Origin of the sequence: Tomitella fengzijianii, assembly GCF_007559025.1 — a bacterium.
Classification (GTDB): domain Bacteria; phylum Actinomycetota; class Actinomycetes; order Mycobacteriales; family Mycobacteriaceae; genus Tomitella; species Tomitella fengzijianii.
In genome coordinates this window covers 2,240,807-2,263,786 of the sequence record NZ_CP041765.1, presented here as the reverse complement: position 1 = coordinate 2,263,786, position 22,980 = coordinate 2,240,807, and the positions used below count along the sequence as shown (strand labels likewise).

The 22,980-nt window shown below is 71.0% G+C and carries 18 protein-coding genes and 1 pseudogene; 13 read left to right on the top strand and 6 right to left on the bottom strand.

Features of this window, described 5'->3' with window-relative positions; genetic code table 11:
- Positions 1 to 97: 97 nt before the first annotated feature.
- Positions 98 to 718 (top strand): Rv2732c family membrane protein, encoded by a 621-nt coding sequence (locus tag FO059_RS10270; RefSeq protein ID WP_143908526.1) that lies wholly within the window; start codon positions 98 to 100, stop codon positions 716 to 718.
- A gap of 91 nt (positions 719 to 809) precedes the next feature.
- Here FO059_RS10270 and FO059_RS10265 read toward each other — a convergent pair whose 3' ends face one another.
- A complete protein-coding gene (locus FO059_RS10265; protein WP_143908524.1) occupies positions 810 to 2,279 on the bottom strand; it encodes a DUF349 domain-containing protein in 1,470 nt (489 codons plus the stop codon).
- A 310-nt stretch (positions 2,280 to 2,589) separates the two neighbouring features.
- Between FO059_RS10265 and FO059_RS10260 the strand changes: the two genes are divergently transcribed.
- The 3 genes from FO059_RS10260 to FO059_RS10250 all read left to right on the top strand — a co-directional run bounded on the left by FO059_RS10260 (position 2,590) and on the right by FO059_RS10250 (position 5,213).
- A complete protein-coding gene (locus FO059_RS10260; protein WP_143908521.1) occupies positions 2,590 to 3,333 on the top strand; it encodes a class III extradiol ring-cleavage dioxygenase family protein in 744 nt (247 codons plus the stop codon).
- A gap of 44 nt (positions 3,334 to 3,377) precedes the next feature.
- On the top strand, positions 3,378 to 4,313 hold the full coding sequence (gene miaA, locus FO059_RS10255) for a tRNA (adenosine(37)-N6)-dimethylallyltransferase MiaA (RefSeq protein ID WP_143910641.1): 936 nt from the start codon (positions 3,378 to 3,380) through the stop codon (positions 4,311 to 4,313).
- Between the two features lie 135 nt (positions 4,314 to 4,448).
- Complete coding sequence (locus FO059_RS10250) at positions 4,449 to 5,213, top strand: IclR family transcriptional regulator (RefSeq protein ID WP_143908519.1); 765 nt, start codon at positions 4,449 to 4,451, stop codon at positions 5,211 to 5,213.
- A gap of 102 nt (positions 5,214 to 5,315) precedes the next feature.
- Here FO059_RS10250 and FO059_RS10245 read toward each other — a convergent pair whose 3' ends face one another.
- Positions 5,316 to 7,490 (bottom strand): malate synthase G, encoded by a 2,175-nt coding sequence (locus FO059_RS10245; protein WP_143908517.1) that lies wholly within the window; start codon positions 7,488 to 7,490, stop codon positions 5,316 to 5,318.
- 217 nt (positions 7,491 to 7,707) lie between these two features.
- Here FO059_RS10245 and dapF point away from each other — a divergent pair, with 217 nt between their 5' ends.
- Both dapF and hflX read left to right on the top strand, forming a co-directional pair.
- Entirely contained in the window at positions 7,708 to 8,634 is a 927-nt protein-coding gene (dapF, locus tag FO059_RS10240) for a diaminopimelate epimerase (RefSeq protein ID WP_143908514.1), read from the top strand.
- A gap of 131 nt (positions 8,635 to 8,765) precedes the next feature.
- On the top strand, positions 8,766 to 10,133 hold the full coding sequence (gene hflX, locus FO059_RS10235) for a GTPase HflX (protein WP_233266958.1): 1,368 nt from the start codon (positions 8,766 to 8,768) through the stop codon (positions 10,131 to 10,133).
- Here the strand turns inward: hflX and FO059_RS10230 are convergent.
- Entirely contained in the window at positions 10,130 to 10,642 is a 513-nt protein-coding gene (locus tag FO059_RS10230; protein ID WP_143908510.1) for an acyl-CoA thioesterase, read from the bottom strand. The two genes, hflX and FO059_RS10230, sit on opposite strands and share 4 nt — an antisense overlap.
- 4 nt (positions 10,643 to 10,646) lie before the next feature.
- Positions 10,647 to 11,357, bottom strand: coding sequence for a transcriptional repressor LexA (gene lexA / locus FO059_RS10225; protein ID WP_168226610.1), 711 nt, complete (start codon positions 11,355 to 11,357; stop codon positions 10,647 to 10,649).
- Between the two features lie 865 nt (positions 11,358 to 12,222).
- Between lexA and FO059_RS18370 the strand changes: the two genes are divergently transcribed.
- Together FO059_RS18370 and nrdR are read left to right on the top strand one after the other, a co-directional pair.
- A complete protein-coding gene (locus FO059_RS18370) occupies positions 12,223 to 12,510 on the top strand; it encodes a LysM peptidoglycan-binding domain-containing protein (protein WP_158726614.1) in 288 nt (95 codons plus the stop codon).
- 193 nt (positions 12,511 to 12,703) lie between these two features.
- A complete protein-coding gene (nrdR, locus tag FO059_RS10215) occupies positions 12,704 to 13,195 on the top strand; it encodes a transcriptional regulator NrdR (RefSeq protein ID WP_143910639.1) in 492 nt (163 codons plus the stop codon).
- Positions 13,196 to 13,210: 15 nt separating this feature from the next.
- On the opposite strand, the gene hrpA is transcribed toward nrdR, so the two are convergent.
- Entirely contained in the window at positions 13,211 to 17,107 is a 3,897-nt protein-coding gene (gene hrpA / locus FO059_RS10210) for an ATP-dependent RNA helicase HrpA (protein WP_233266959.1), read from the bottom strand.
- 446 nt (positions 17,108 to 17,553) lie between these two features.
- Between hrpA and FO059_RS10205 the strand changes: the two genes are divergently transcribed.
- The 5 genes and pseudogenes from FO059_RS10205 (at position 17,554) to FO059_RS10180 (ending at position 22,396) form a co-directional block, all read left to right on the top strand.
- On the top strand, positions 17,554 to 18,477 hold the full coding sequence (locus FO059_RS10205) for a ribokinase (RefSeq protein WP_143908504.1): 924 nt from the start codon (positions 17,554 to 17,556) through the stop codon (positions 18,475 to 18,477).
- Positions 18,425 to 19,801: a sugar ABC transporter ATP-binding protein gene (locus tag FO059_RS10200; RefSeq protein ID WP_143908502.1), complete on the top strand. Its 1,377-nt coding sequence runs from the start codon at positions 18,425 to 18,427 to the stop codon at positions 19,799 to 19,801. Before FO059_RS10205 ends, FO059_RS10200 begins: the two co-directional genes overlap by 53 nt.
- A 73-nt stretch (positions 19,802 to 19,874) precedes the next feature.
- Positions 19,875 to 20,213 (top strand): annotated as a pseudogene (locus FO059_RS18760) (ABC transporter permease); the annotation flags it as partial.
- A 147-nt stretch (positions 20,214 to 20,360) separates the two neighbouring features.
- Positions 20,361 to 21,434, top strand: coding sequence for a substrate-binding domain-containing protein (locus tag FO059_RS18755; protein ID WP_233266960.1), 1,074 nt, complete (start codon positions 20,361 to 20,363; stop codon positions 21,432 to 21,434).
- Between the two features lie 227 nt (positions 21,435 to 21,661).
- Positions 21,662 to 22,396, top strand: coding sequence for a hypothetical protein (locus FO059_RS10180; RefSeq protein WP_233266946.1), 735 nt, complete (start codon positions 21,662 to 21,664; stop codon positions 22,394 to 22,396).
- A 57-nt stretch (positions 22,397 to 22,453) separates the two neighbouring features.
- Here the strand turns inward: FO059_RS10180 and FO059_RS10175 are convergent, their stop codons facing one another.
- Positions 22,454 to 22,978, bottom strand: a complete 525-nt coding sequence (locus tag FO059_RS10175) for a carboxymuconolactone decarboxylase family protein (protein WP_143908496.1) — start codon at positions 22,976 to 22,978, stop codon at positions 22,454 to 22,456.
- Positions 22,979 to 22,980 lie beyond the last annotated feature (2 nt).

The following is a 22,980-nucleotide window of genomic DNA, read 5'->3' as shown; positions in this document are numbered from 1 at the left end:
CGAGAGCGGGGGCGTGGGACGATGGGGAGTCGGCCGTGCTCGTACACGGTCACAGTGACGTGTGGACCGGTGGCGGCGCGAGGATGAGGATGAGGCGATGAGCGATCAGATTCCCGAAGACCTTCAGCATTTCCAGAAGGACTTCGAAAAGGCCGAGAAGAAGGTGGCCGGCGAGATCGACCCCGGCATGCGCAGCGTCGGGATCGCCGTCGCCATCCTGCTGCTGCTGGCGTCCTTCCTGCTTCCGCACACCGGCTCAGTCAACGGCTGGGATGTCCTGGTGCACAGCGACGCGGCGCAGGGTGAGGCGGTGGCGATCACCTCGCAGCTTTTCGTGTGGTTCGCGCTGGTCTTCGGCGCGCTCACCGGAATGATCACGCTGCTCACGCGGCGGTGGACGCTGGCGTGGGTGACGGCGGCCGGTTGCGCCGTCGGAATCTTCCTCGGTGTGCTGGCGATCTGGTCGCGTCAGACCCCCAGCGGGGTCCTCAACGCGCAGGACGCCGCGCTGGCAAACCTGTCCGGACCGGGCATCGGCATCGTCGTGGGGCTGATCCTGTTGATCGTGCTCACCTACCTCTGGGTGGGTGTGGCCTGGTCCAAGACGTCGCTGCAGCTCGCCGCGGAGGAGGAGCGCCGTCAGCACGCGGCCGAGGACGAGGACGCGTGGATGCACCAGGCACGGTTGGGGCGCCCCGAGACCCCCGATAGGGACTGACGGCGCCACCGGCCGATACCTGCACTCGCCGGCGTCCCCGCCCATCAGGCGCGGGGACGCCGGTTCCGTGTTCGGCGGTGCGGCCGCCCGGTCAGCGGTCGTCGACCGCAGTCTCAGCCGCGTCCGCCCATTCGCGCCACTGCCGGGCCTGTGCACGCGCTTTCTCGGCGTCGCCGGCGCGGCCTGCCGCGTCGGCCTTCGCAGCCTGCGCCTCGAACTGTTCGACACGCTCGCGGAACTGGGCGGCGCGTGCGAGCGCCTCGGGGTCGGTGCGCCGCCACCGCGCGTCGGCGGCCACGTGCACGCGGGTCTCGACCGCCCTGATCCGGGCCTCGAGGCCGTGCATGCGGTCGCGGGGCACCTTGCCGAGGGACTCCCACCGATCCTGGATTCCGCGCAGCGTGGCGCGCGCGGCGTCCAGGTCCACGGACGGGTCGATCCGTTCGGCTTCGACGAGCAGCTGCTCCTTGGCCTCGGCGTTCTCCGCGTACTCGGCGTCGATCTCCGCGTTCATCTGCTTGCGGGCGCCGAAGAACGTGTCCTGCGCCGATTTGAACCGCGCCCACAGGGCGTCGTCGATCTCCCGGGGGGCACGCCCGGCCTGCTTCCACTCGGCCATCAAGTCCCGGAATACGCCGGCGGTAGGCCCCCAGTCGGTGGAATCGGCGAGCGCCTCCGCGCGCTGGACCAGGTCCTCCTTCTTGTGCTTGGCGCCGACGCGTTGTCGGTCGAGCTCTGCGAAATGCGAGCCGCGCCGCCGGTTGAACGCCTCACGCGCCTTCGAGTAGCGGCGCCAGAGCTGATCGTCGGTCTTGCGGTCGATGCCCCGGATGCTCTTCCACTCGTCGAGGATCGCGCGCAGCCTGTCGCCGGCCTGCTTCCACTGCGTGCCTTCGGCGGCGATGCGCTCGGCCTCGTCAGCCAGCGCCTCCTTGCGGGCGATCTGTTCGGTGCGGCGCGCGTCCTTGCGCCTGCGGGCCTCATCGACGGCGATGTCGCAGTGCGCGCAGACGGTCTCGAGGCGACCGGCCAGCGCGTCGACGTCGCCGACGACTGCCGCGGTGGGCACCGATTCGAGCAGTGCCTGCGCGCTGGCGCGGGTCTTGCCCAGGTCGGCGGTGCCGGATTCGATCCGCGACTCGAGCAGTTCGATCTCGGTGGCCAGGTCCTGATACTTGCGGCCGAAGTGCGCCAGGCCCTCCTCCGCATCGCCGGCCTGCCACTCGCCGACTCTGCGTTCACCGCCCGCGGTGCGGACCCAGACGCCGCCGTCCGCGTCGATCCGGCCCCACTTCGCCGGGTCGTTGGCGGGCACGGTGGGCACGTGTGCGACGTGGGAGTCCGGATTCGGGTGCGGCGGCAGCTGGTGTTCGGCGACGGCGTTGGGCGTCGGCGTCGAACGCCCGGGGACCGGGCCGGGCCGGGGAACGGCGCCCGGCCTGGGCGCCCGCGACGGAGCGGGGGCAGGGGCCCCAGGTGCGGTGGTCCCGGGCCGCGGTGCGGGGCGGGCCGCGGCGCCTGGATCCTCGCCCGGCCGGGGCGGGTTCTCGTTGCTGTTCATGGGACCTCGTCTCTGCCGCGCGTCACGGCTGCCGATGCTGCCGGCCGGAGGGCTTCGTCCGCTCGGGCCGGTGGGGTTTCCGGTGACCATTCAACCTGCTCGGGCGCTCGCTGACCATCGAATCCCGCAACGATCCCGCGGCGCGGACGGCGCAGACGCTTGCGCCGGCGCCGGTGTGGGCACCGGCTTCGGCGCCGCGGTGGCCGCCGCGGGCGATCGGCTAGCGTGAACAACCGTGCTGACCTCTGTGTGCATAGTCCCTGCGACCCCGCTGTTGATTCCCTCCCTGGGGGGCGGCGCCACGGGTGAGATGACGGAGCTCCGCGGGCGGGTGCTGGCGGCGGTCGGCGAAATGGCCGCCGGAGCGGACGAGTGGTTCGTCATCGGTGCGGGCGAAGCGGGTGACGGGCTGGGCGAGGACGGCGTGACGCGGTATCCGGCGACGCCGTCGGAGGGCAGCTTCGCCGGTTTCGGCGTGGACGTGCGCGTGACGCTCGACGGTCGCGATCCTGATCACGGTGACCCCCCGGCGGCCGGAGGGGGCGAGGGCCACCCTTGCGGTGCGTGCCCGGATGGTGCACGTCCGTCATCGATGGCGCTTCCGCTGCTGATCGCCGGCTGGTTGCGCGGCCAGATGCCCGATGACCGGTGCCCCACGCGGCCGGTGACGGGTATCCGAGTGGGGCGCGCGGCCGCACGCGAGGCGTGCGTGGAATCCGGGCGCGCATTGCGTCGGGAGATCGACGCGCGCCCGGGCAGGACGGCAGTCCTGGTGATCGGGGACGGGCCGTCCACGCTCACCGCCAAGGCGCCCGGCGCCTTCGACTCTCGAGCCCGGCCGCTGGCGGAGGCCGTCGCTTCCGCCATCGCCGCCGGCGACGCCGCGGCGCTCATCCGCCTGGAACCGCAGCAGTGCGCACAGGTGGGCCTCGATGTCCGGGGCGCTCTGCAGGTGATGGCGGCGCTCGTGGGCGACGGCCAGGTGGAGGTGCGGCACCAGTCCGTGCAGTGGCCGCTGGGCGTGGGGTATCACACCGGATTGTGGTCGGCGTGACGGGCGAGGTGTCCGCCGCAGGACGGCCGGGTCCCGGTGCCGCACTGGAATCGTGGGGGAGTGCGCGCGGCCCCCGTCCGGTGGCGGTCGTCGGGCCCACCGCCACCGGCAAGTCGGACCTCGCGCTGGATCTGGCCGAGCGGCTCGGCGGCGAGATCGTCAACATCGACGCCATGCAGCTGTATCGGGGCATGGACGTCGGTACCGCCAAGACGCCGCACGCGGAGCGCCGTGGCATCGTCCATCACCAGATCGACGTGCTGGACGTGCGGGACACGGCGTCGGTGGCGTCCTATCAGTCCGCAGCGCGCGACGACGTCGAGCGGATCCGGGCGCGCGGCCGGGTTCCCGTGATCGTGGGCGGCTCGATGATGTACGTGCAGGCGCTGATCGATGACTGGCGCTTCCCGGAGACGGACCCCACGGTGCGACGGCGCTGGGAGGAGCGGCTGCTCGAAGCGGGGGTGTCCGCGCTCCACGAGGAACTGCGGTCGGCCGATCCGGACGCGGCGGCGCATATCCTGCCCACCGACGGGCGGCGCATCGTCCGCGCGCTCGAGGTCGTCGAGATCACCGGGCGACCCTATGCGGCGTCCAAGCCCGTCATCGGAGCCCCGCGGTGGGGCACTGTGATGCTGGGCATCGACCGCGATACCGCCGACCTGGATGCGCGGATCGCCGCGCGTACGCGGGCCATGTTCGCTGCCGGCTTCGTCGACGAGGTCCGGGGGCTTCTGGAGGCCGGGCTCCGCGACGGGGTGACCGCGCGCCGCGCCATCGGCTACCAGCAGGTGATCGCGCTGATCGACGGCGATCTCGACATCGATCAGGCGATGGAGCTCACCGAATCGGGCACGCGCAGGTACGTGCGGAGGCAGCGTTCGTGGTTCCGCCGGGACGTGCGCGTGCGGTGGCTGGACGGTGCCGCGCCCGACGTGGCGGACAGGGCGGTCTCGGTGCTGGCGGCCGGCCCCGCCTGAGCCGGGCTGGGGAACGCCGGTGGTGGTGGGACCTTCGGCGGAGCGCGGCATGGGACCTTCGGCGGAGCGCGGCATGGGACCTTCGGCGGAGCGCGGCATGGGACCTTCGGCGGAGCGCGGCATAGGATCTGCCCTATGAGTGATGGTGCGCACGCCGGCGGGGCGGCGAGTTCGCCCGGGCGCGTGCAGTCGGTGGATCGCGCGCTGCGGCTCCTGGAGGAGATGGCGGACGCGGGCGGCATCGCGACGTTGAGCGACCTTGCAGATCGCACCGGTCTTCCGATGCCGACGATCCATCGGCTGATGGCCACGCTCCGGGACGCCGGTTACGTCCGTCAGGAGCCTTCCCGGCGATACGCGTTGGGGGCCAAGCTGGTCGGCTTGGGCGACAGCGCGGGCAGGTTGCTGGGCTCGTGGGTGCGGCCCACTCTCGCCGCACTGGTCGACGAGGCCGGCGAGACGGCGAACATGGCGATGCTCGACGGCGACCGGGTGGTGTATCTGGCGCAGGTGCCGTCCAAACACTCGATGCGCATGTTCACGGAGGTGGGTCGGCGCGTGGACGTGCACTGCACCGCGGTGGGGAAGGCGCTGGTCGCGGGGCTGCCGGACGAGGCGGTCCGGGGCATTCTGCGGCGTAGTGCCATGACCAAGTACACCCCGAACACGTTGACCACCGAGGACGAGTTCTTCGCGCAGTTGCGGCAGATCCGCGAGCTCGGCTACGCCTTCGACGAGGCCGAGCAGGAGATGGGCGTGCGGTGTGTTGCCGCGGCGACGGATTCGTCCGCGCCGGTCGCGCTGTCGGTGTCGGGGCCCGCGTCGCGGTTCAGCAAGGAGCGCCGGGACGCGGTGATTCCGCTGTTGCGGAAGGCCGTCACGAGGCTCGCCGACCAGTGACTTCCCGCGTGAGCGGGGCCGGGCGGCCCGGTATCGCGACAGCGGCCCCGCACCGCCGGAGGCGATGGGGGCCGCTGTGACGTGCCTGCCGTCAGTGGCGGGTCACAGGCCGTTGGCGGCCTTGTACTCGCGGCGGCGGCGATGCAGGATCGGCTCCGTGTAGCCGTTGGGATCCCGGCCCTCGAGGATCAGCTCCTTGGCGGCCTGCCACGCGATGTTGGTGTCGAAGTCCGGCGCCATCGGCTTGTAGTCGGCGTCGCCGGCGTTCTGGCGGTCCACCACCTCCGCCATGCGCTTGAGCGACTCGACCACGAAGTCGGCCGTGACGATCCCGTGGCGCACCCAGTTGGCCAGCAGCTGGCTGGAGATGCGCAGCGTCGCACGGTCCTCCATGAGGTCCACGTCGTTGATGTCCGGCACCTTGGAGCAACCCACGCCGTGGTCGATCCAGCGCACCACGTAGCCGAGGATCGACTGGCAGGAGTTGTCGACCTCGTTGCGCTTCTCCTCGTCGGTCCAGTCCGTGGCGGGCGCGAGCGGGAGCTGCAGGATGTCGTCGACGGCCACGCGCGGCACGGTGGGGGCGATCTCCTTCTGCCGCTCGAAGACGTCCACGCGGTGGTAATGGGTGGCATGCAGGGTGGCGCCGGTGGGCGAGGGCACCCACGCGGTGTTGGCGCCCGCCCGGGGCTGGCCGATCTTCTGCTCGAGCATCTCGGCCATCAGCTCGGTCATCGCCCACATGCCCTTGCCGATCTGCGCATGCCCGGGGAGCCCGCTGGCCAGGCCCTTGTCCACGTTCCAGTCCTCGTACGAGGTCATCCAGTGGGACTTCTTCATCTCGGCCTTGCGGATCATCGCGCCGGCGTGCATCGACGTGTGGATCTCGTCGCCCGTGCGGTCGAGGAAGCCGGTGTTGATGAACACCGTGCGAGCGGCCGCCGCCTTGATGCAGGCGGCGAGGTTCACCGTGGTGCGCCGCTCCTCGTCCATGATGCCCACCTTGAGGGTGTTCTCCGGAAGGCCCAGCACCTGCTCGACGCGCGCGAAGAGCTCGGTGGTGAAGGCGACCTCTTCGGGGCCGTGCTGCTTGGGCTTGACGATGTAGACGGAGCCGGTGCGGCTGTTGCCCAGCGGGTTCTCCGACCCCAGGCCGGGGATGGCGCACAAAGCGGTGACGACGGCGTCGAGGATCCCCTCGGGCTGCTCGTTCCCATCGGTGTCGACGACGGCGGGATTCGTCATCAGGTGTCCCACGTTGCGCACGAAGTTCAGCGACCGCCCGTGCAGCGCGAGCCGGCCGCCGTCGGGCGTGGTGAAGCTGCGGTCGGGGTGGAGGGTGCGCTCGAACGTCTTGCCGCCCTTGGCGACCTGCTCGGTCAGTGCGCCGGTGTTCAGGCCCAGCCAGTTGCGGTAGCCGAGGACCTTGTCCTCCGCATCGACGGCGGCGACGGAGTCTTCGAAGTCCATGATCGTGGTGATCGCGGATTCCATGGCGATGTCCTTGACGCCCGCGGCATCGGTGCTGCCGATCGGGTCGGCGGGGTCGATCTGGATCTCCAGGTGCAAGCCGTTGTTGCGCAGCAGCACGCCCGTCGGCGAGGCCTTGTCGCCGCTGTAGCCGACGAAGGCGCCCGGGTTCTGCAGGCCGGTGGTGGCGCCTCCACCCAGGGTCGCCTGCAGGTTCTCACCGTCCACGGCGTACTTCACGGCATCGGCGTGGCTGCCTTCCGCCAGCGGCAGCACGTCGTCGAGGAAGCCGCGAGCCCACGCGATCACCTTGTCTCCGCGCACCTTGTTGTATCCGGAGCCCTTCTCGGCCCCGCCGTCCTCGGGGATGGCGTTTGTGCCGTACAGGGCGTCATACAGCGAACCCCAGCGCGCGTTCGCCGCGTTGAGCGCGAAGCGGGCGTTGAGCACCGGCACCACGAGCTGGGGGCCGGGCGTCTCGGTGACCTCGGTATCGACGTCCGCGGTGGTGATCGAGAACGGGGCCGGCTCGTCGACGAGGTAGCCGATGTCGGTGAGGAACTTCTTGTAGGCGGCGGGATCCACCGGGCCGGGCGTGCCGTCGTGGTACTCGTCAATCTGCTTTTGCAGCTGCGCGCGGGTGTCCAGCAGGGCGCGGTTCTTCGGCGCGAGGTCCGCGAAGATCTGCGCCGTGCCCTGCCAGAACGAGTCCTTGCCGACGCCGGCGGCGGGCAGGGCCTCGTCGTTGATGAAGTCGTAGAGGACTCGGTCGACCTGGATTCCGTCGATGGTTTCGCGATCGGTCACGGTGCTTCCTCGCTTTCGGGGTGGCGGGGCGGTCGGCGTGCGCGTCCCGGAGGGCTCCGGAGCGGCGTCTCCGCGGATGGAGCCCGACGGTGTCGGATTCCATATCGCGAAACTCACCGATTGCCTGGTGAAATTCTAGCGCGGATCGCATGCGATTCCCATCCCCGGGCGATCCCGCGCAGGTACGCCTGCTTCGCGGCGAACTAGGCTGTGAAGCATGGACTTCGTCAAGGGGCATGGCACCGAGAACGATTTTCTGGTGCTGCCGGATGACGGCGTGGGTATCGACCTCGCGCCCGCGTCGGTATCGGCGCTATGCGACAGGCGCCGCGGGTTGGGTGCCGACGGGATCCTGCGGGTCGCCCGCGCCGGGGCGCTGGTCGCCGGGGGTGTTCTCCCCGCGGGGCTCCCGGACGGCGTCGGGGAGCAGGACTGGTTCATGGACTACCGCAACGCGGACGGGTCGGTCGCGGAGATGTGCGGCAACGGCGTCCGCGTGTTCGCGCATTACCTGCGCGCGTCGGGGCGTGAAGACCGGGAGTCGTTCGTCGTCGGGACCCGCGCCGGAGCAAGGGCTGTGACGATGACCGGCGCGTATGACTTCTCATCCGAGGCGCGCGTGTCCGTCGAGATGGGGCCGGTGTCGGGCTTCGGCGAGTCCGCAGTGCAGTTGGGCGGCGCCGACCGCCCGAGGTTCCCGGCAGTTGCAGTGGACGTGGGCAATCCGCACCTGGTTGCAGTCGTGGACGGGCTCGACGCCGCGGGCCTCGCGGCTCTCGACATCGCGGCGGCCCCCGAGTTCGATGCTTCGCTGTTCCCCGGCGGGGTCAACGTGGAGGTGGTGACCCCGCTGCGTGCCGGCGGCGTCGCCATGCGCGTGCACGAACGGGGCGTAGGGGAGACGCGGTCGTGCGGAACCGGCACCGTGGCGGCCGCGTACGCGGCACTGTGCGCCGACGGCCGGCCCGCCGGGAGAGTCGAGGTGACGGTGCCCGGCGGTGAAGTGACGGTCACGATCGGGACGGATGGTCGCGCAACACTCGAAGGCCCCTCGATGCTGGTGGCATCGGGGGCTGTCGACGATCGCTGGTGGAAACGCGCGGTCGATGCCGCGCACCCCGCCGGTCTCGGAGCGGCGCGATGACGGATTCGGAGCGACAGGATCCCGGTGTGGACGAACAAGGGAAGCAGGTGCCCGAGCACCGCGACAGTCCCGACGCCGCCGGACACGGTGCAGGCGAACGCAGCGGCGCGCGGGAGCCCTCTCTCGGCCAGATGCAGCTGGAGGAGCGCAGCTCGCTGCGCCGCGTCGAGGGACTCTCGACCGAGCTGGCGGACGTCACCGAGGTGGAGCAGCGCCAGCTGCGCCTGGAGCGTGTGGTGCTCGTGGGGGTGTGGACCGAGGGCACCGCGGCGCAGGCGGAGACGAGCATGTCCGAGCTTGCCGCACTGGCGGAGACAGCCGGGTCGACGGTGCTCGAGGCGCTGATCCAGCGACGAGACCGGCCCGACGCGTCCACCTATATCGGTTCCGGAAAGGCGGCCGAGCTGCGCGACGTCGTGAAGGCCACGGGCGCGGACACGGTGATCTGCGACGGCGAGCTCAGCCCCGCGCAGCTGACGAGCCTCGAGAAGGTCGTCCAGGTGAAGGTGGTGGACCGCACCGCACTGATCCTCGACATCTTCGCCCAGCATGCGACCTCACGCGAGGGCAAGGCGCAGGTGTCGCTCGCGCAGATGGAGTACATGCTGCCGCGGTTGCGCGGCTGGGGCGAGTCCATGTCGCGCCAGGCGGGCGGCCGGGCCGGTAGCAACGGCGGCGTGGGGTTGCGCGGTCCGGGCGAGACGAAGATCGAAACCGACCGCCGCCGCATCCGATCGCGGATGGCGAAACTGCGCCGCGAGATCGCGCACATGAAGAACGCCCGCGACGTCAAGCGTCACCGGCGCAACACCACCGGCGTGCCCTCCGTGGCGATTGTCGGCTACACCAACGCGGGCAAGTCGAGCATCCTCAATGCACTGACCGGTGCCGGGGTGCTTGTGCAGAACGCGTTGTTCGCAACGCTCGACCCGACGACGCGGCGCATCGTGCTCGACGATGGACGCGAGGCCGTACTCACCGACACGGTCGGCTTCGTGCGGCACTTGCCGACCCAGTTGGTGGAGGCTTTCCGTTCCACCCTCGAGGAGGTCGATCAGGCCGACCTGCTCATGCACGTCGTCGACGGGTCCGACGAATTCCCGCTCGAGCAGATCCAGGCGGTCAACGAGGTGATTGCGGACGTCCTGCGTGATGCGGGGGCGGACGCGCCGCCGGAGCTGCTGGTGGTGAACAAGATCGACGCCGCGGACCCGGTGGAGCTCACGCGGCTGCGCGGCGTGCTCGACCGCGCGCACTTCGTCTCCGCGCGTACCGGCGAGGGCGTCGAGGCGCTGCGTTCGAACCTGACGGAACTGCTCCCGGGGCCGGGGGTGGAGGTCGGGGTGCTGGTCCCATATTCACGCGGAGACCTCGTCGCACGGATCCACGCCGAGGGCACGGTGAGCTTGGAACGGCATTGCGCCGAGGGGACGGAAGTGCGCGCGGAGGTCCCGCGCGCACTGGCGGCGGCTCTCGCACAGTACTCCGTCGGCGGCTAGCCTTCGGAGGTTCCCGGTACCCCCGTCCTGCCGCGGTCCGCGCGGTGGGGCCCGGAGAATGCCGCGCGCAGGTCGTCGGGCCACGGCACGGGGCCGCCCTCGCTTCCGTCGGTGTGGACGGCGATCATGGTTCCGTCGGCGGCCGTTCCCCGTGCCCCGGTCATCGCGAATCGATAGGTCACCGAAGTGGTGCCCACCGCGACCACGGCGAAGCGCACCTCGAGGGTTTCACGCAGCCACATGCGCTGCCGGAAGTCGGCCTCATACCGTACGCGCGGAAGGCGTTTGAGCAGTTCCGGACGGCCGATCGACTCGAGGAACTCTCCCTCGGCCTCCTCCGCCCACTGGCGCACTATCGAAAAGTGCTGGTGTCCCGACGCGTCGGTGTCCGGCCACTGCAGCTGGCGGCGGATCGTCACCGTGGGCCGGCCCTCGCGCGCGGCCTGTTCGATCACGTCCACTGCCGAGTCGCCTGGCTCGCCGCCGGACGATGCACTCGATCTCGTCAACGGGTCACACCTTCCGCATCACGGTGACGACCTTGCCGAGAATGGTCGCGTCGTTGCCGTGGATCGGGGTGAAATGAGGATTGTGCGGCATCAGCCAGACGTTCTTCCGGTCCCGCTTGAAGGTCTTCACTGTGGCCTCGCCGTCGAGCATCGCCGCGACGATGTCGCCGTTGTCGGCGACGCTCTGCTGACGCACCACCACCCAGTCGCCGTCGCAGATCGCCGCATCCACCATCGACTCGCCGACGACCTTGAGCATGAACAATGTTCCGTTGCCCACCAGCTCCTTGGGCAGCGGGAAGACGTCCTCCTGATTCTGCTCGGCGAGGATCGGTCCGCCGGCGGCGATCCGGCCCACCAGCGGAACGAAGGTGGGCTCGGGCCGCGAGGGTGCCTCGGCGCCGTCGGCCGCGCCGCCGGAGTCCGCTGAATCCTCCGCCGACCGGAGCGGTGTGATCCCTCGGACGTCCACCGCGCGCGGACGATTGGGGTCCCGGCGCAGGAAGCCCTTCTTCTCGAGTGATTGCAGCTGGTGCGCCACCGATGATGTGGAGGCCAGCCCCACCGCGTCGCCGATCTCGCGGATGCTCGGTGGGTAGCCGCGCTCGCGGACCGATGTCTGGATCACCTCGAGCACCCGGCGCTGACGGTCGGTGAGTGATTCGATGGACGGCCGCCCGCCGTCCATCGCCACATTGAAGTCTCTCTTAGGCATTGATCCAGGTCCTCCCTGCTGTTTCGCGGCAATCCCAATCCGCCGGTGTGCTCCCGTTCGGGATCCGCCCCGGTTCCGCACGGCGTCCGTACGTGTTCGGTGCGGCGTGCGGTCCCAGCTGCGGATCCATTGCGAGGATCCCTCCGGTCGATCCCCGCTCGACCCCACGGAGTATTTCGCCCCACGGAGAAGCTCCGGCCTGATTCGAATGTAGCGCCGATCGCTCGAATCGACAAACATCTGTTCGACGCGTGTCCCGTTACGGCGGGACCGTCGTCCGTCGTCGGATTCGTATGCGTCGCTGCAGGTGGCGGGCGTGCAGGTCAGGATCTGTCGGCTCTGGCTGATACAACCCGAACGTGTGTACATCGAACGGAGTCTCGAATCGTCTGTCGCGACCGCGTCCGGCGGGGTGCGCGATCGGGCGTGCGGCGGGGTGCGCGGTGCGCGGTGTGCGGTGCGTGGGCATCGAATCCGATCGAACAGTTGATCTATCGAATGCAAAGGCGATAGAATGCACATGCGAACGAACGACAGTGCTAAACATCTCCGGCGTCGCACGCAGGATCTCCCAGGACTCGCGGCGATGGACGACCGGATCGGTACGCAGAAGCCGGTGCGGATGCACCTACGGCGGAAACGGGAGGCTGGCATGAATGCTGTGGCGGAGCGTCGGGGTACGTCGGGGCGCGTGTTGGGCGGGTACCCGGTGCCGGTACGGACTGCACCACCTGAGCGTCCGCGGACCGGCCGCCGGCGGGGCATCGACAGGACGGATGCGTGGCGGCGTCCCGCCGGTACTCCGGCAGCGTTGCCGCGGCGCGCCGTTCGGATGTCGACGGCGCGGCATGCCCCGGCAGCCGGGGTGACGGAGAGGCGCGGGCTGGCGGCGGCGGTTGCGATCGCACTGCTGCTCGCTGTGGTCATCTTCGTGGCGGCGCAGGTGCGGTCGATCGATGCGACCACGATGCCCGACGACGTGACCACGGTAGAGGTCGCCGGCGGTGACACGCTCAGTTCGATAGCACGGGATGCGGCGCCGGAGGTCCCCGTCGGTCGGATGGTGGAGCGCATCATCGCGCTCAACGGACTCGACGGTGCGGCGGTCCGTGCGGGCCAGAGCCTCGTTGTGCCGTGGGCGCATGCGCAGTGAAACCGCATGCAGGGTGCAGTGCGTGGCGGTGTCGTTGCACCCGGACTATCGGCGGCGTCGGTCTGCTCCGGGCCTTCCCGTATTATCGGCGTGGAGAAAGTGACCGCTAGCTGATATGCGCGTGCACCAGGAAGGGCGTCCCCGGGGCAGTGTGACTGCGTCGCGCATGGAGTGCAGCGACGAAGGAGCCCCCATGCACTGTCCGTTCTGCCGGAACCCCGAGTCCCGTGTGGTCGATTCGCGCGAAGCCGACGAGGGCCAGGCCATTCGACGCCGACGGCAGTGCCAGGATTGCGGACGACGGTTCACGACTGTGGAGACCGCCGTTCTATACGTCGTGAAGCGCAGCGGTGTGAAGGAGCCGTTCAGCCGGGCCAAGGTCGTGCGCGGCGTCCGAAGCGCCTGCCGGGGCAGGCATGTCGACGACGACGCGTTGCACCTTCTCGCGCAGACGGTTGAAGAGACGATCCGTGCGACCGGCTCGCCGGAGGTCCCGAGCCAAGAAGTGGGACTGGCGATCCTCGGCCCGCTCCGCGACCTCGACGAAGTCGCATTCCTCAGGTTCGCGTCCGTCTACCGGTCGTTCAGCTCGGCGGAAGACTTCGAAACCGCCATCGAAGAGTTGCGGCAGCACCGTGAAGGCGTCGGCGATTCCGCAACCGAGGCGCCGGCGCCCGCGCGGTGACCCCGGCGGCGGTCGTCACCGCGGCAGCGTGCCGATGACGCGCATGATGCGCTTCTCGCTCACCTGCCGCGCAGTCCCCATTTTCTGCGCGAAAAGACCCACGCGCAGCTCCTCGATCATCCAGAACACGTCCTGGACCGCCGACGACTCGGCGACCCCGGGCGGGCAGCTCTCGAGGTAGCGTTCCAGCGCGCCGTAGACCCGGTCGAGGACGTCCATGCCCTGGTTCTCACGTCCACCGGCGGACGGCGCGGATTCCAGGCGCATCGCCGCGGCCCGCAGGTACCGCGGGATCTGCGCCGCCCGCGCACTACCCGCCTCCAGAAGAAAGCCAGGCCGGACCAGATCGGCACGCTGTTGGCGCACGTCCTCCACCGTCGCCTCGGCCACCGCCGGGGAAGCCGCCGCTTCGTCGATCGTCAACTGCAGATTTCCCCAGCAGCGGACGATCTCCACGGCTGACGCGGCGATCCCCGGCGCGGCCGCACGCGCACTCGGTCCTACGGCGGCCTTCAGCCGTTCGAACGCATCCGGATCACGGACCGGCCCGCCCGCGCGCATCATCGCCTCGTCCACAGCGCACTCGTGCACATCGTCGACCAGCCCGTCGGGCCCGCCGAACGGGTACTGCCCGGCGACCAGCCGGTCCGCCGTCGACAAGACAGAAAGCAGGCGCTTGCCCAGCCCCGGAACGGAGTTGAGCAGGAGCCGGCGCGTACCGGTGCGCATCGCCGCCGCCTGTTCCGGGCGAGTCGACACCACGGTCACCGCAACCGCGGCGGGCGCGCCCGGCGTCGCCGGGGTGTCGACACTCAACGTCGGGAAGCCGACTACCTTCTGGCCCGCGACCTCGCTGACCACCTGCTCGGGCACTTCGCCGAGAGTCTCGGACGTCCACACCGTCGCCGCCGGCCGGGCGTGTTCCTGGCCGTCCCGCACGGTGGTGTCGCGGATGTGGCCCGCCAGGCTGCCGCGCAGCTCGGCGAGGCTGGTGGAACGTCCGAGTTCGCGGCCCCGACGGTCGACCGCGGCGAAGCTGACGCGCAGGTGGTCCGGCAGGGAGTCGGTCCGGAAGTCGCCGGGCGCGATACGGCAGGATCCGAGCTGCGAGAGCTCCCGCGCCAGCGCATTGACCAAAGGTTCGGACCGGGGCCTGACACGCGCGAGGGCCGCCGCGGCGAAGTCCGGGGCGGGTACCACGGACCGCCGCAATTGTTTGGGCAGTGATCGGATCAGCGTGGTCGCCAGTTCCTCGCGCATCCCCGGCACAAGCCAGTCGAAGCCCGCCGATCGGACCTGGGGGAGGAGTTCCACGGGTATCCGCACCGTCACACCGTCTTCCGGGTGGCCGGGCTCGAACCTGTAGTCCAGGTCCAGGCGGATCTGCCCCTGCTGCCACGCGTCGGGATAGTCGGCGCCCGCGACGGCTCCGGCGTCCTCGTTGGTGACGGTGTCCGCGGTGAAGTCCAGGAGCGTCGGATCGGTCCGCCGCGCCTTCTTCCACCAGGAGTCGAAATGGCGTCCGGAGACGATGTCGGCGGGCAGCCTGCGGTCGTAGAAGTCGAAGAGGTCGTCGTCGCGGACGACGATGTCGCGCCGCCGTGCCCGGTCCTCCAGGTCCAGCGCGTCCTCGAGCAGCGACCTGTTGTGTTCGAGGAAGGCGTGATCGGTCCGCCACTCGCCTTCGACCAGTGCGTGGCGGATGAACAGATCGCGCGAGGCCTCCCGGTCCACGCGGCCGTATGGGGCGAGCCGCCGCGCCACCAGGGGGACTCCGTAGAGCGTGACCTTCTCGTAGGCCATCGGCGCGGCGTGCTTGATCGACCAATGCGGCTCGGAGTAGGCGTGCTTGACCAGGTCCGGTGCCAGCTTCTCGACCCATTCGGGCTCGATGCGCGCCACCTCGCGCGCCCACAACCGGGACGTCTCCACCAGTTCGCCGGCCATCACCCACCGCGGCTGGCCCTTGAACAGGCTCGACCCCGGGAAGATCGCGAACCGTGCTCCGCGGGCACCCAGGTAGTCGCGCTTGTCGCCGTCGCGGGCGCCGATGTGCGAGAGCAGGCCGGACAGCAGTGCCTGGTGGATCGTGTCCTCCGACGCGGGTGCCTCGTTGGCCTGCCACCCCATCTCGCGCGCGATCTGGCGCAGCTGACCGTGCAGGTCCTGCCATTCGCGGATGCGCATGAAATGCAGGTACTCCGACTTGCACATCCTGCGGTATGCGCTCGAGCCGAGCGCTCTGCGCTGCTCACCCAGGTACTCCCAGAGACGCAGCCTGGCGAGGAAATCGGACCCCTTGACGGCGAACCTGGCGTGCTTGGCATCGGCGTCCTGCTGATGGTCCGCAGGCCTCTCCCGTACGTCCTGCATCGAGATCGCGGAGACGATGACCAGCAGCTCGCGAAGGCAGCCGGTGCGCTGTGCCTCGAGCAGCATGCGGCCCATCCGGGGATCCACCGGCAGCCGCGCGAGAGCACGGCCGGTGTCGGTGAGCCGTTGCGGCGCCCCGGACCCGGCCCCTGTGGTGCGGACGATGGCACCCAGCTCTTCCAGCAACGTCAAGCCGTCGCGGACGGCGCGGGGGTCGGGGGGTTCGACGAAGGGGAACGCGGCGAGGTCGCCGAGGCCCAACGCGGTCATCTGCAGGATGACCGCGGCGAGGTTGGTGCGCAGGATCTCCGGCTCGGTGAAGGCCGGCCGCGCCTCGAAGTCCTCCTCGGAGTACAGGCGGATGCAGATTCCGTCCGCGACGCGCCCGCACCGGCCGGCGCGCTGGCGCGCGGATGCCTGGGAGATCGGCTCGATCGGCAGCCGTTGGACTTTGGTCCGCACCGAGTACCGGGAGATCCGGGCCGTGCCAGGGTCGATGACATACCGGATCCCGGGGACGGTCAGCGAGGTCTCGGCCACGTTGGTGGACAACACGATGCGCCGCCCGGTGTGGGCGGAGAACACGCGGTGCTGCTCGGCGGCCGAGAGCCGCGAGTACAGGGGCAGGATCTCGGTGTTGCGGTATCGGCGGTCGCGCAGGGCGTCGGCGGTGTCGCGGATCTCCCGCTCCCCGGCGAGGAACACCAGGATGTCGCCCGGCCCGGCGGCGACGAGCTCGTCCACGGCCTCGCCGATCGCGTCGAGCGGATCGCGGTCGACGAGCATCGGTGCATCGGTGGTGCCGCGCTCCACTGTGAGCGGGCGGTACCGCATTTCGACGGGGAAGGTGCGCCCGGAGACTTCGATGATGGGCGCCGGTGCGCCATCGACGGCGAAGTGCTCGGCGAACCGCTCGGGATCGATGGTGGCCGAGGTGATGATGACCTTGAGGTCGGGGCGCCGGGGCAGCAGCTGCTTGAGGTACCCGAGGATGAAGTCGATGTTGAGGCTGCGCTCGTGGGCCTCGTCGATGATGAGGACGTCGTAGCGCCGCAGCATCCGGTCGCGCTGGATCTCGTTGAGGAGGATGCCGTCCGTCATCACCTTGATCAGGGTGTCGTCGGTGACGTGGTCGGTGAAGCGCACGGTGTATCCGACGGTGTCGCCCGGCGGCCGGTCCAGTTCTTCGGCCACCCGCTCCGCGACCGTGCGCGCCGCGATGCGGCGCGGCTGGGTGTGCCCGATCAGGCCGCGGACGCCCAGGCCCAGCTCCAGGCACATCTTCGGCAGCTGGGTGGTCTTGCCGGAGCCGGTCTCGCCGGCGACGATGACCACCTGGTTGTCCGCTATCGCCTTCTTGACGTCCTCGCGCCGTGCGCTCACCGGTAGCGCCTCGGGGTAGGTGACAGCGGGAACCGAGGCGCGGCGGCGCTCGACGCGGTGCTGCGAGGCGGTGACCTGCTCTTCCGCGGCGGCCAGGTCCGCGATGGCCGGCGCGGAATCGATGCGGCGGCGCAGTCGGCGCTCGTCGCGCAGCATCACCGAATCGAGTCGCGCGCGGAGCTCGCGCCTGAGCGCGGTGGCCTCGGGGCCGTCGTCACGGGGCTGGGCTCCCTGGTCGCGGGCTCCCTGGTCGCGGGACGGGGCGTCCGGGGCGCCGGAGGCTCCCTGCGGGCCGCGCCGCCGGCGTCCGCCGCGGCGGCGGCGTGATGCTGGGGCGCCGGCGGGCGGCGATTGCTTCGGAGTCATCTCCATTCCAGGCTAACGGTGCCGGGCGACCGGTGGTGATCGGCCGTGCCCGCGTGTGACGTGATCGGCGCGGCGCCGCGTGCGCCGGGCGGGGCGGCGGCGTGCATGGTGCATGCGAACTGACGTGAGACGCGCGCGCGGGAGCCGGATCCGTGTTTGACTACGGCCGACTCGTCTACCGACGCCGGGCGGCCGCGGAGCACGCGCCGAACGGGGTGAGGCTGGAGGTGCACCGCATGGCCGAGAACAAGCACCCGGGACGGACAGCGGAGATCGTGGTCGTCGGCTCGGCGAACCTCGACACGACGGCGCGCGTGCCCAGGCTGCCGACGCCGGGGGAGACGGTGCTGGGCGGGGACACCGGCGAGTCGGTCGGTGGCAAGGGCGCCAATCAGGCGGTCGCCGCCGCGCGGCTGGGGCGCCGCGTCGCGCTCGTGGGGAGCGTCGGCGATGATCCGGCGGGCCGGCGCATCCGGGCGGCGCTGACCGCGCAGGGCGTCCAGGTCGACCATCTCGGTTCCACCGCGCGCAGCGGGTCGGGGGCGGCGCTCATCGTGGTCGACGAGTCCGGAGAGAACATGATCGTCGTCTCCCCGGGGGCGAACAGCCTGCTCACCGCGTCGCACGTGCGCGCGGCGCGGGAGTCGCTGGCGCGGGCGGCCGCGGTCGTGTGCCAACTGGAGATCCCGGAGGAAGCGGTGGTCGAGGCCGTCCGTCTCGCCGGGGGCCGGGTGATCCTCAATCCGTCGCCGGTGCGGCCGGTGCCGCCGGAGGTGATGGCGCGGGTGGACGTGCTCATCGTCAACCGCTCCGAGCTCGGCGCGATCGCCGGGGCGCCCGAACCGGAGTCCGTCGACGGTGCCGCGGCGCTCGCCTCGGGCGTGGACGGCCCCCGCGCGGTGGTGGTGACGCTCGGCGCCGACGGTGCGCTGCTCGTGGAGCGAGACACGCGGGTGCACGTGCCGGCGGTGCGGGTCCCGGCGGTGGTGGACCCGACAGGCGCCGGCGACACCTTCTGCGGAGCCCTCACCGACGCCCTCGTGCGCGGCGCGACGCTGGACGACGCGGTGCGCTGGGCGGTGCGCGCGGCGGCCTTCGCGGTGACGGGTGCCGGGGCGCAGTCCGCCATGCCCACCGCCGCGCAGCTGGAGACGGCGTGATGCGGGGCCGGACAGGGGCGAGGTGCGTGTGGACGGGCGCCCGGTGCGCCTGCGCGGGCCGGGGGACGCCGAGGCGCTGGGCATCTCCACGATCCACCAGGAGATGTCGCTGGTCCCGCAGCTCACCGTCGCCGAGAACATCTTTCTGGGGAGGCAGCCGCGCAGGCTGGGGATCATCGATGTGCGGACCATGCACCGCCGGGCCCGGGAACTCCTCGACGAGGCCGGCCTGGCGATCGACGCGGATGCCACCGTGTCGGACCTGGGCGTGGCGCAGCGGCAGCTGGTGGAGATCGCCAAGGCCCTCAGCATCGACACGCGCGTCCTCGTCATGGACGAACCGACGGCGGTCCTCAGCGCGGGCGAGGTCGACGCGCTGTTCGCGATCGTCGAGGACCTCCGCGCGCGCGGCGTCGGCGTCGTGTTCATCTCGCATCTGCTCGACGAGGTCGCCCGGATCGGCGACAGGGTCACGGTGCTCCGGGACGGGGGGAAGGTGGGCGAGGTGCCGGCCGACACCGGCGTGGCCGAGCTGGTGCGGCTGATGGTGGGCAGGACCATCGATCAGCAGTACCCGCCGCGGGAGAACCCGGTGGGTGGTCCGGTGCTGCGGGTCGCCGGGCTGTCCAGCGCCGGCCGGTTCGAGGGCGTGGAACTGGAGGTGCGGGCCGGTGAGGTGGTCGGCATCGGCGGGCTCGTCGGCTCCGGCCGCACGGAGGTGGCGCGTGCCGTCTTCAGCGCCGACCACTACGACGAGGGGAGCGTCTCCGTGGCCGGCGTTCCGGTGCGCGGCGGCGACGTCGTCGCCGCCTACCGGGCGGGCATCGCCTTGGTTCCCGAGGACCGCGCCGGGCAGGGGCTCGTGCTCGGCGCGTCCGTGCAGGAGAACCTGTGCCTGGCCACGCTGGCCGAGCGCACCCGCATGGGGCTGGTGGACCGCCGCGGGCAGCGCGGTCAGGCCATCGCATCGGTGCGGCGGATGGGCATCAAGGTGCACAGCATGGTCCAGCCCGCGATGACGCTCTCCGGCGGCAACCAGCAGAAGATCGTGATCGGCAAGTGGCTGATGGCACGCCCGCGCGTGCTGATCCTCGACGAGCCGAGCCGCGGGATCGACGTGGGCGCGCGGGCCGAGATCTATTCGCTCATCGGCGAGCTCGCCGCGCAGGGCGCAGCGATCCTGGTGATCTCCAGCGACCTTCCGGAGCTGCTGGGGCTCAGCGACCGCGTGCTCGTGATGGCGGACGGGCGCATCCGCGGGGAGCTCTCCGGCGCTGACGCAACCCAGGAGCGGGTCATGGCGCTCGCGGTGACGGAAGGATGACGACGGTGCCGGAGAACCCGAACGACCCCGCTCCGCCCGCAGACCCGGGGCGCGGGACGCTGGACCGGATCCGCGGCTGGCGGGCATCCGCGTGTCGCGCCAGCAGCTGCTCATCTACGCGCTGTCCGGGCTGTTCGCCGCGGTCGCCGGCATCCTGCTGGCGGCCAGGCTGGCGTCCGCCCAGCCGGAGGCCGGTACCGGCTACGAACTCGACGCGATCGCCGCCGTGGTCATCGGCGGCGCCAGCCTGGTCGGCGGGGCGGGCACGGCCATCGGCACCCTGGTCGGCGCGCTGATCCTCGCTGTGCTCCGCAACGGCCTGAACCTGCTGGAGGTCTCGGCGTTCTGGCAGCAGTTCGTGATCGGCGCGGTGATCGCTCTGGCGGTGCTGTTCGACACGTTGCGCCGCCGCCGTCGGTCGGGCGCGCGCGGCGGTATTCTGCGGACCAAGGCGGTCCGCCGCGGCGGCGCGATCGTGCTGGTGCTGGTGCTGATCGGCGCGATCTGGGGAGCCGTGGCCAGGCAGGGCTCGGGCGCGGGCGGCCAGGTGCGGATCGCGATGTCCCTGTCCACGCTCAACAACCCGTTCTTCGTCGGGGTGCGGGACGGCGCGCAGCGGGAGGCGGCGGCCCAGGGCGTGGAGCTGTCGGTGACCGATGCGGGCTCGGACGCCACCCGGCAGGCCAACGACGTGCAGAATGCGATCGCCCGTAGCAGCGACGTCATCATCGTCAACCCGGTCGACTCCGACGCCGTCGTGCCTTCCGTCAGCGCCGCCAGCGCCGCCGGCATCCCGGTGATCGCGCTGGACCGGGCTCCGAGCGGAGGGGTCGTGGTCACCACCGTCGCCTCGGACAACGTCGAGGGCGGACGTCTGGCCGCGCAGCAGCTGGCACGGGTGGTCGGGTCGGGCCCGGTGGTGGTGCTCGAGGGCACGCCGGGCACGTCGGCCGCGCGTGAACGAAGCGAGGGCTTCGACTCCGAGATCGCGAAGTTCCCGCAGATCCAGGTGGTGGCGCGCCAGCCCGCGGACTTCGACCGGACGAAGGCGCTCAACGTGATGTCCAACCTGCTGCAGGCGCACCCGGATGTCCGGGGCGTGTTCGCGGCGAACGACGAGATGGCGCTGGGCGCCGTCAAGGCCCTGGGCGGGCGTGCCGGGACTGACGTGAAGGTGGTCGGATTCGACGGCACACCGCAGGGGCTGGCCGCGGTGGAAGGCGGGACGATCAACGCGGACGTCGCACAGCAGCCGGAGGAGCTCGGCGCCGAGGCGATATGGCAGGCCGTGGCCGCGGCGGGCGAGGAGCCGCCGGAGGAATCGGGCGCCCCGCACAAGGTCCCCCCGTGCGCGTGGTCACCGGGGACTCGTGATCACCGGGGGAGCGCGGCAGGTCGCCGTTGGTCAGCGGCGCCGCCGGCGCAGGGCGGTCAGGGCCCGGCGCGCCGCGGTCAGGGGCCGGCGCCTTTCGGCGACAAGCGGCACCGCGGCCGTCTCCGAAGCCGCCGCACGCGCGTGCCGTTGATGGAGGCGCTCGCGGATCTCGTCGGGGGAGTAGGCGCGCCGGGACCGTTCCGATCGGACGACCAGCACGCCCGACGCCACGACGCCGGCCGCGCCCGCCAGCCCTAGCGCCTTCCACACAGTGCCCTTGCGCATTGCCGCCCTCCTGTGGTGCTCGCCGGCCGTCGATGGCCGTCGACGATGAAGCCGAAGCCGAAGCCGAAGCCGAAGCCGAATCCGAATCCGAATCCGATGCCGTTGCCGCATGCGTAGGTTAACCGGACCGCAGGTCGTGGGGCCGCAGGTTTTCCGGTCGCCACGCCGCCGGTGGCCCGGAGCCGTGGCAGGATCGCGGAATGGCACTGCACGAGAACGGCATCTCCGTCGAGGACGCCGCCGGGGCCGCCCGCACCGGCGACATCTGGATCTTCCGCGGCGCCTCCGGCGCGGACAAAGCGATCCGCGCGCTCACCAACAGCCCGGTCAATCACGTCGGCATGGCGGTGGTGCTCGAAGATCTTCCGCCGCTGCTGTGGCACGCCGAGATGGGCAGGTCGCTCCCGGACATGTGGACCGGCACGCGCCACCGCGGAGTCCAATTGCACGACCTGCGGGACGCCGTCCGGGTGTGGGCGCACCGCTACGGGCAGCGCGCGTGGCTCCGGCAGATCAGCGTGGACGTGACGGATACGCAGGAGGATGCGCTGCTGCGCACCATCGCACGGCTCGACGGCACGCCGTTCCCGTCGACGGCCCGGTTGGCCTCGCGTTGGTTCCGCGGCCGCGTGCCGCGCCGGCCTTTCCGCGGCAGCGGCGGGGACTCGCAGAGCGCGACCTGGGAGAGCGCCTACTGCGCGCAGGTCGTCGCGCACACCTATGAGCAGATGGGTCTGCTGCGCGGCGCGCGGGACGCGGGCTGGTACGACCCGGGGAGGTTCTGGAGCGGGGACAGGCTGCCGTTGGTGCCCGGCGTGGAGCTGGGCGAGGAGATCGCGGTGCGGGTCACCTCCGTCGATCCGGCCGACGCGGACGACGAGGCGCGTACACGTCGCGGCGGACGCGGAGACGCCGACGGCCCCGCACCCTCGTGAGGTGCGGGGCCGTCGGCGCCGTGCGCGACGCCTGGTGGCGGCGCCGCGCGGCAGGCGCTACTTGGCCGCCTCGATCTCGATGGCCTGGGCGACGCCCGCCATGGTCGCGGCGACCTTGACGGCCTCCCAGACCTGCTCCTTGGTGAGCCCCTCCTTGCGGACGGTGGCGTCGTGCGCGGCAGTGCAGTCGTGGCAGCCGTTGATGGTGGAGACCGCGAGCGACCACAGCTCGAAGTCGGCCTTCTCCACGCCGGGGTTGCCGATGATGTTCATCCGCAGCCCCATCTTCACCTGCGTGTAGTCGTTCCCGAGGAACGACTTGGCACGGTAGGCCACGTTGTTCATGCCCATGATGGTGGCGGCGCCGAGGGCCGCGTCGAACGCGGTGTCCGAGAGGTGCCCGCGCGCCTCGTCGGAGATCTCGGAGAACACGGTGGCCGACTTGCTCGCCGCCGCAGTGGCGAGCATGGTGCCCCACAGCTGCTGCTCGGTGAGCTCCGTGGAACGTGACAGGGAACTCAGGTTGAGCTTGAGGTCCTTGGCGTACTCGGGCAGTGAGTTCTTCAGGTTGTCGATGCTCATGC

Excerpts from the sequence above, each read along its gene's own strand:
- FO059_RS10270 (WP_143908526.1), top strand. The coding sequence starts at position 98 with ATGAGCGATCAGATTCCCGAAGACCTTCAGCATTTCCAGAAGGACTTC.
- FO059_RS10265 (WP_143908524.1), bottom strand. The coding sequence starts at position 2,279 with ATGAACAGCAACGAGAACCCGCCCCGGCCGGGCGAGGATCCAGGCGCC.
- FO059_RS10260 (WP_143908521.1), top strand. The coding sequence starts at position 2,590 with ATGACGGAGCTCCGCGGGCGGGTGCTGGCGGCGGTCGGCGAAATGGCC.
- FO059_RS10250 (WP_143908519.1), top strand. The coding sequence starts at position 4,449 with ATGAGTGATGGTGCGCACGCCGGCGGGGCGGCGAGTTCGCCCGGGCGC.
- dapF (WP_143908514.1), top strand. The coding sequence starts at position 7,708 with ATGGACTTCGTCAAGGGGCATGGCACCGAGAACGATTTTCTGGTGCTG.
- hflX (WP_233266958.1), top strand. The coding sequence starts at position 8,766 with ATGCAGCTGGAGGAGCGCAGCTCGCTGCGCCGCGTCGAGGGACTCTCG.
- lexA (WP_168226610.1), bottom strand. The coding sequence starts at position 11,357 with ATGCCTAAGAGAGACTTCAATGTGGCGATGGACGGCGGGCGGCCGTCC.
- nrdR (WP_143910639.1), top strand. The coding sequence starts at position 12,704 with ATGCACTGTCCGTTCTGCCGGAACCCCGAGTCCCGTGTGGTCGATTCG.
- hrpA (WP_233266959.1), bottom strand. The coding sequence starts at position 17,107 with ATGCTGCGCGACGAGCGCCGACTGCGCCGCCGCATCGATTCCGCGCCG.
- FO059_RS10205 (WP_143908504.1), top strand. The coding sequence starts at position 17,554 with ATGGCCGAGAACAAGCACCCGGGACGGACAGCGGAGATCGTGGTCGTC.
- FO059_RS18755 (WP_233266960.1), top strand. The coding sequence starts at position 20,361 with ATGTCCCTGTCCACGCTCAACAACCCGTTCTTCGTCGGGGTGCGGGAC.
- FO059_RS10180 (WP_233266946.1), top strand. The coding sequence starts at position 21,662 with ATGGCACTGCACGAGAACGGCATCTCCGTCGAGGACGCCGCCGGGGCC.
- FO059_RS10175 (WP_143908496.1), bottom strand. The coding sequence starts at position 22,978 with ATGAGCATCGACAACCTGAAGAACTCACTGCCCGAGTACGCCAAGGAC.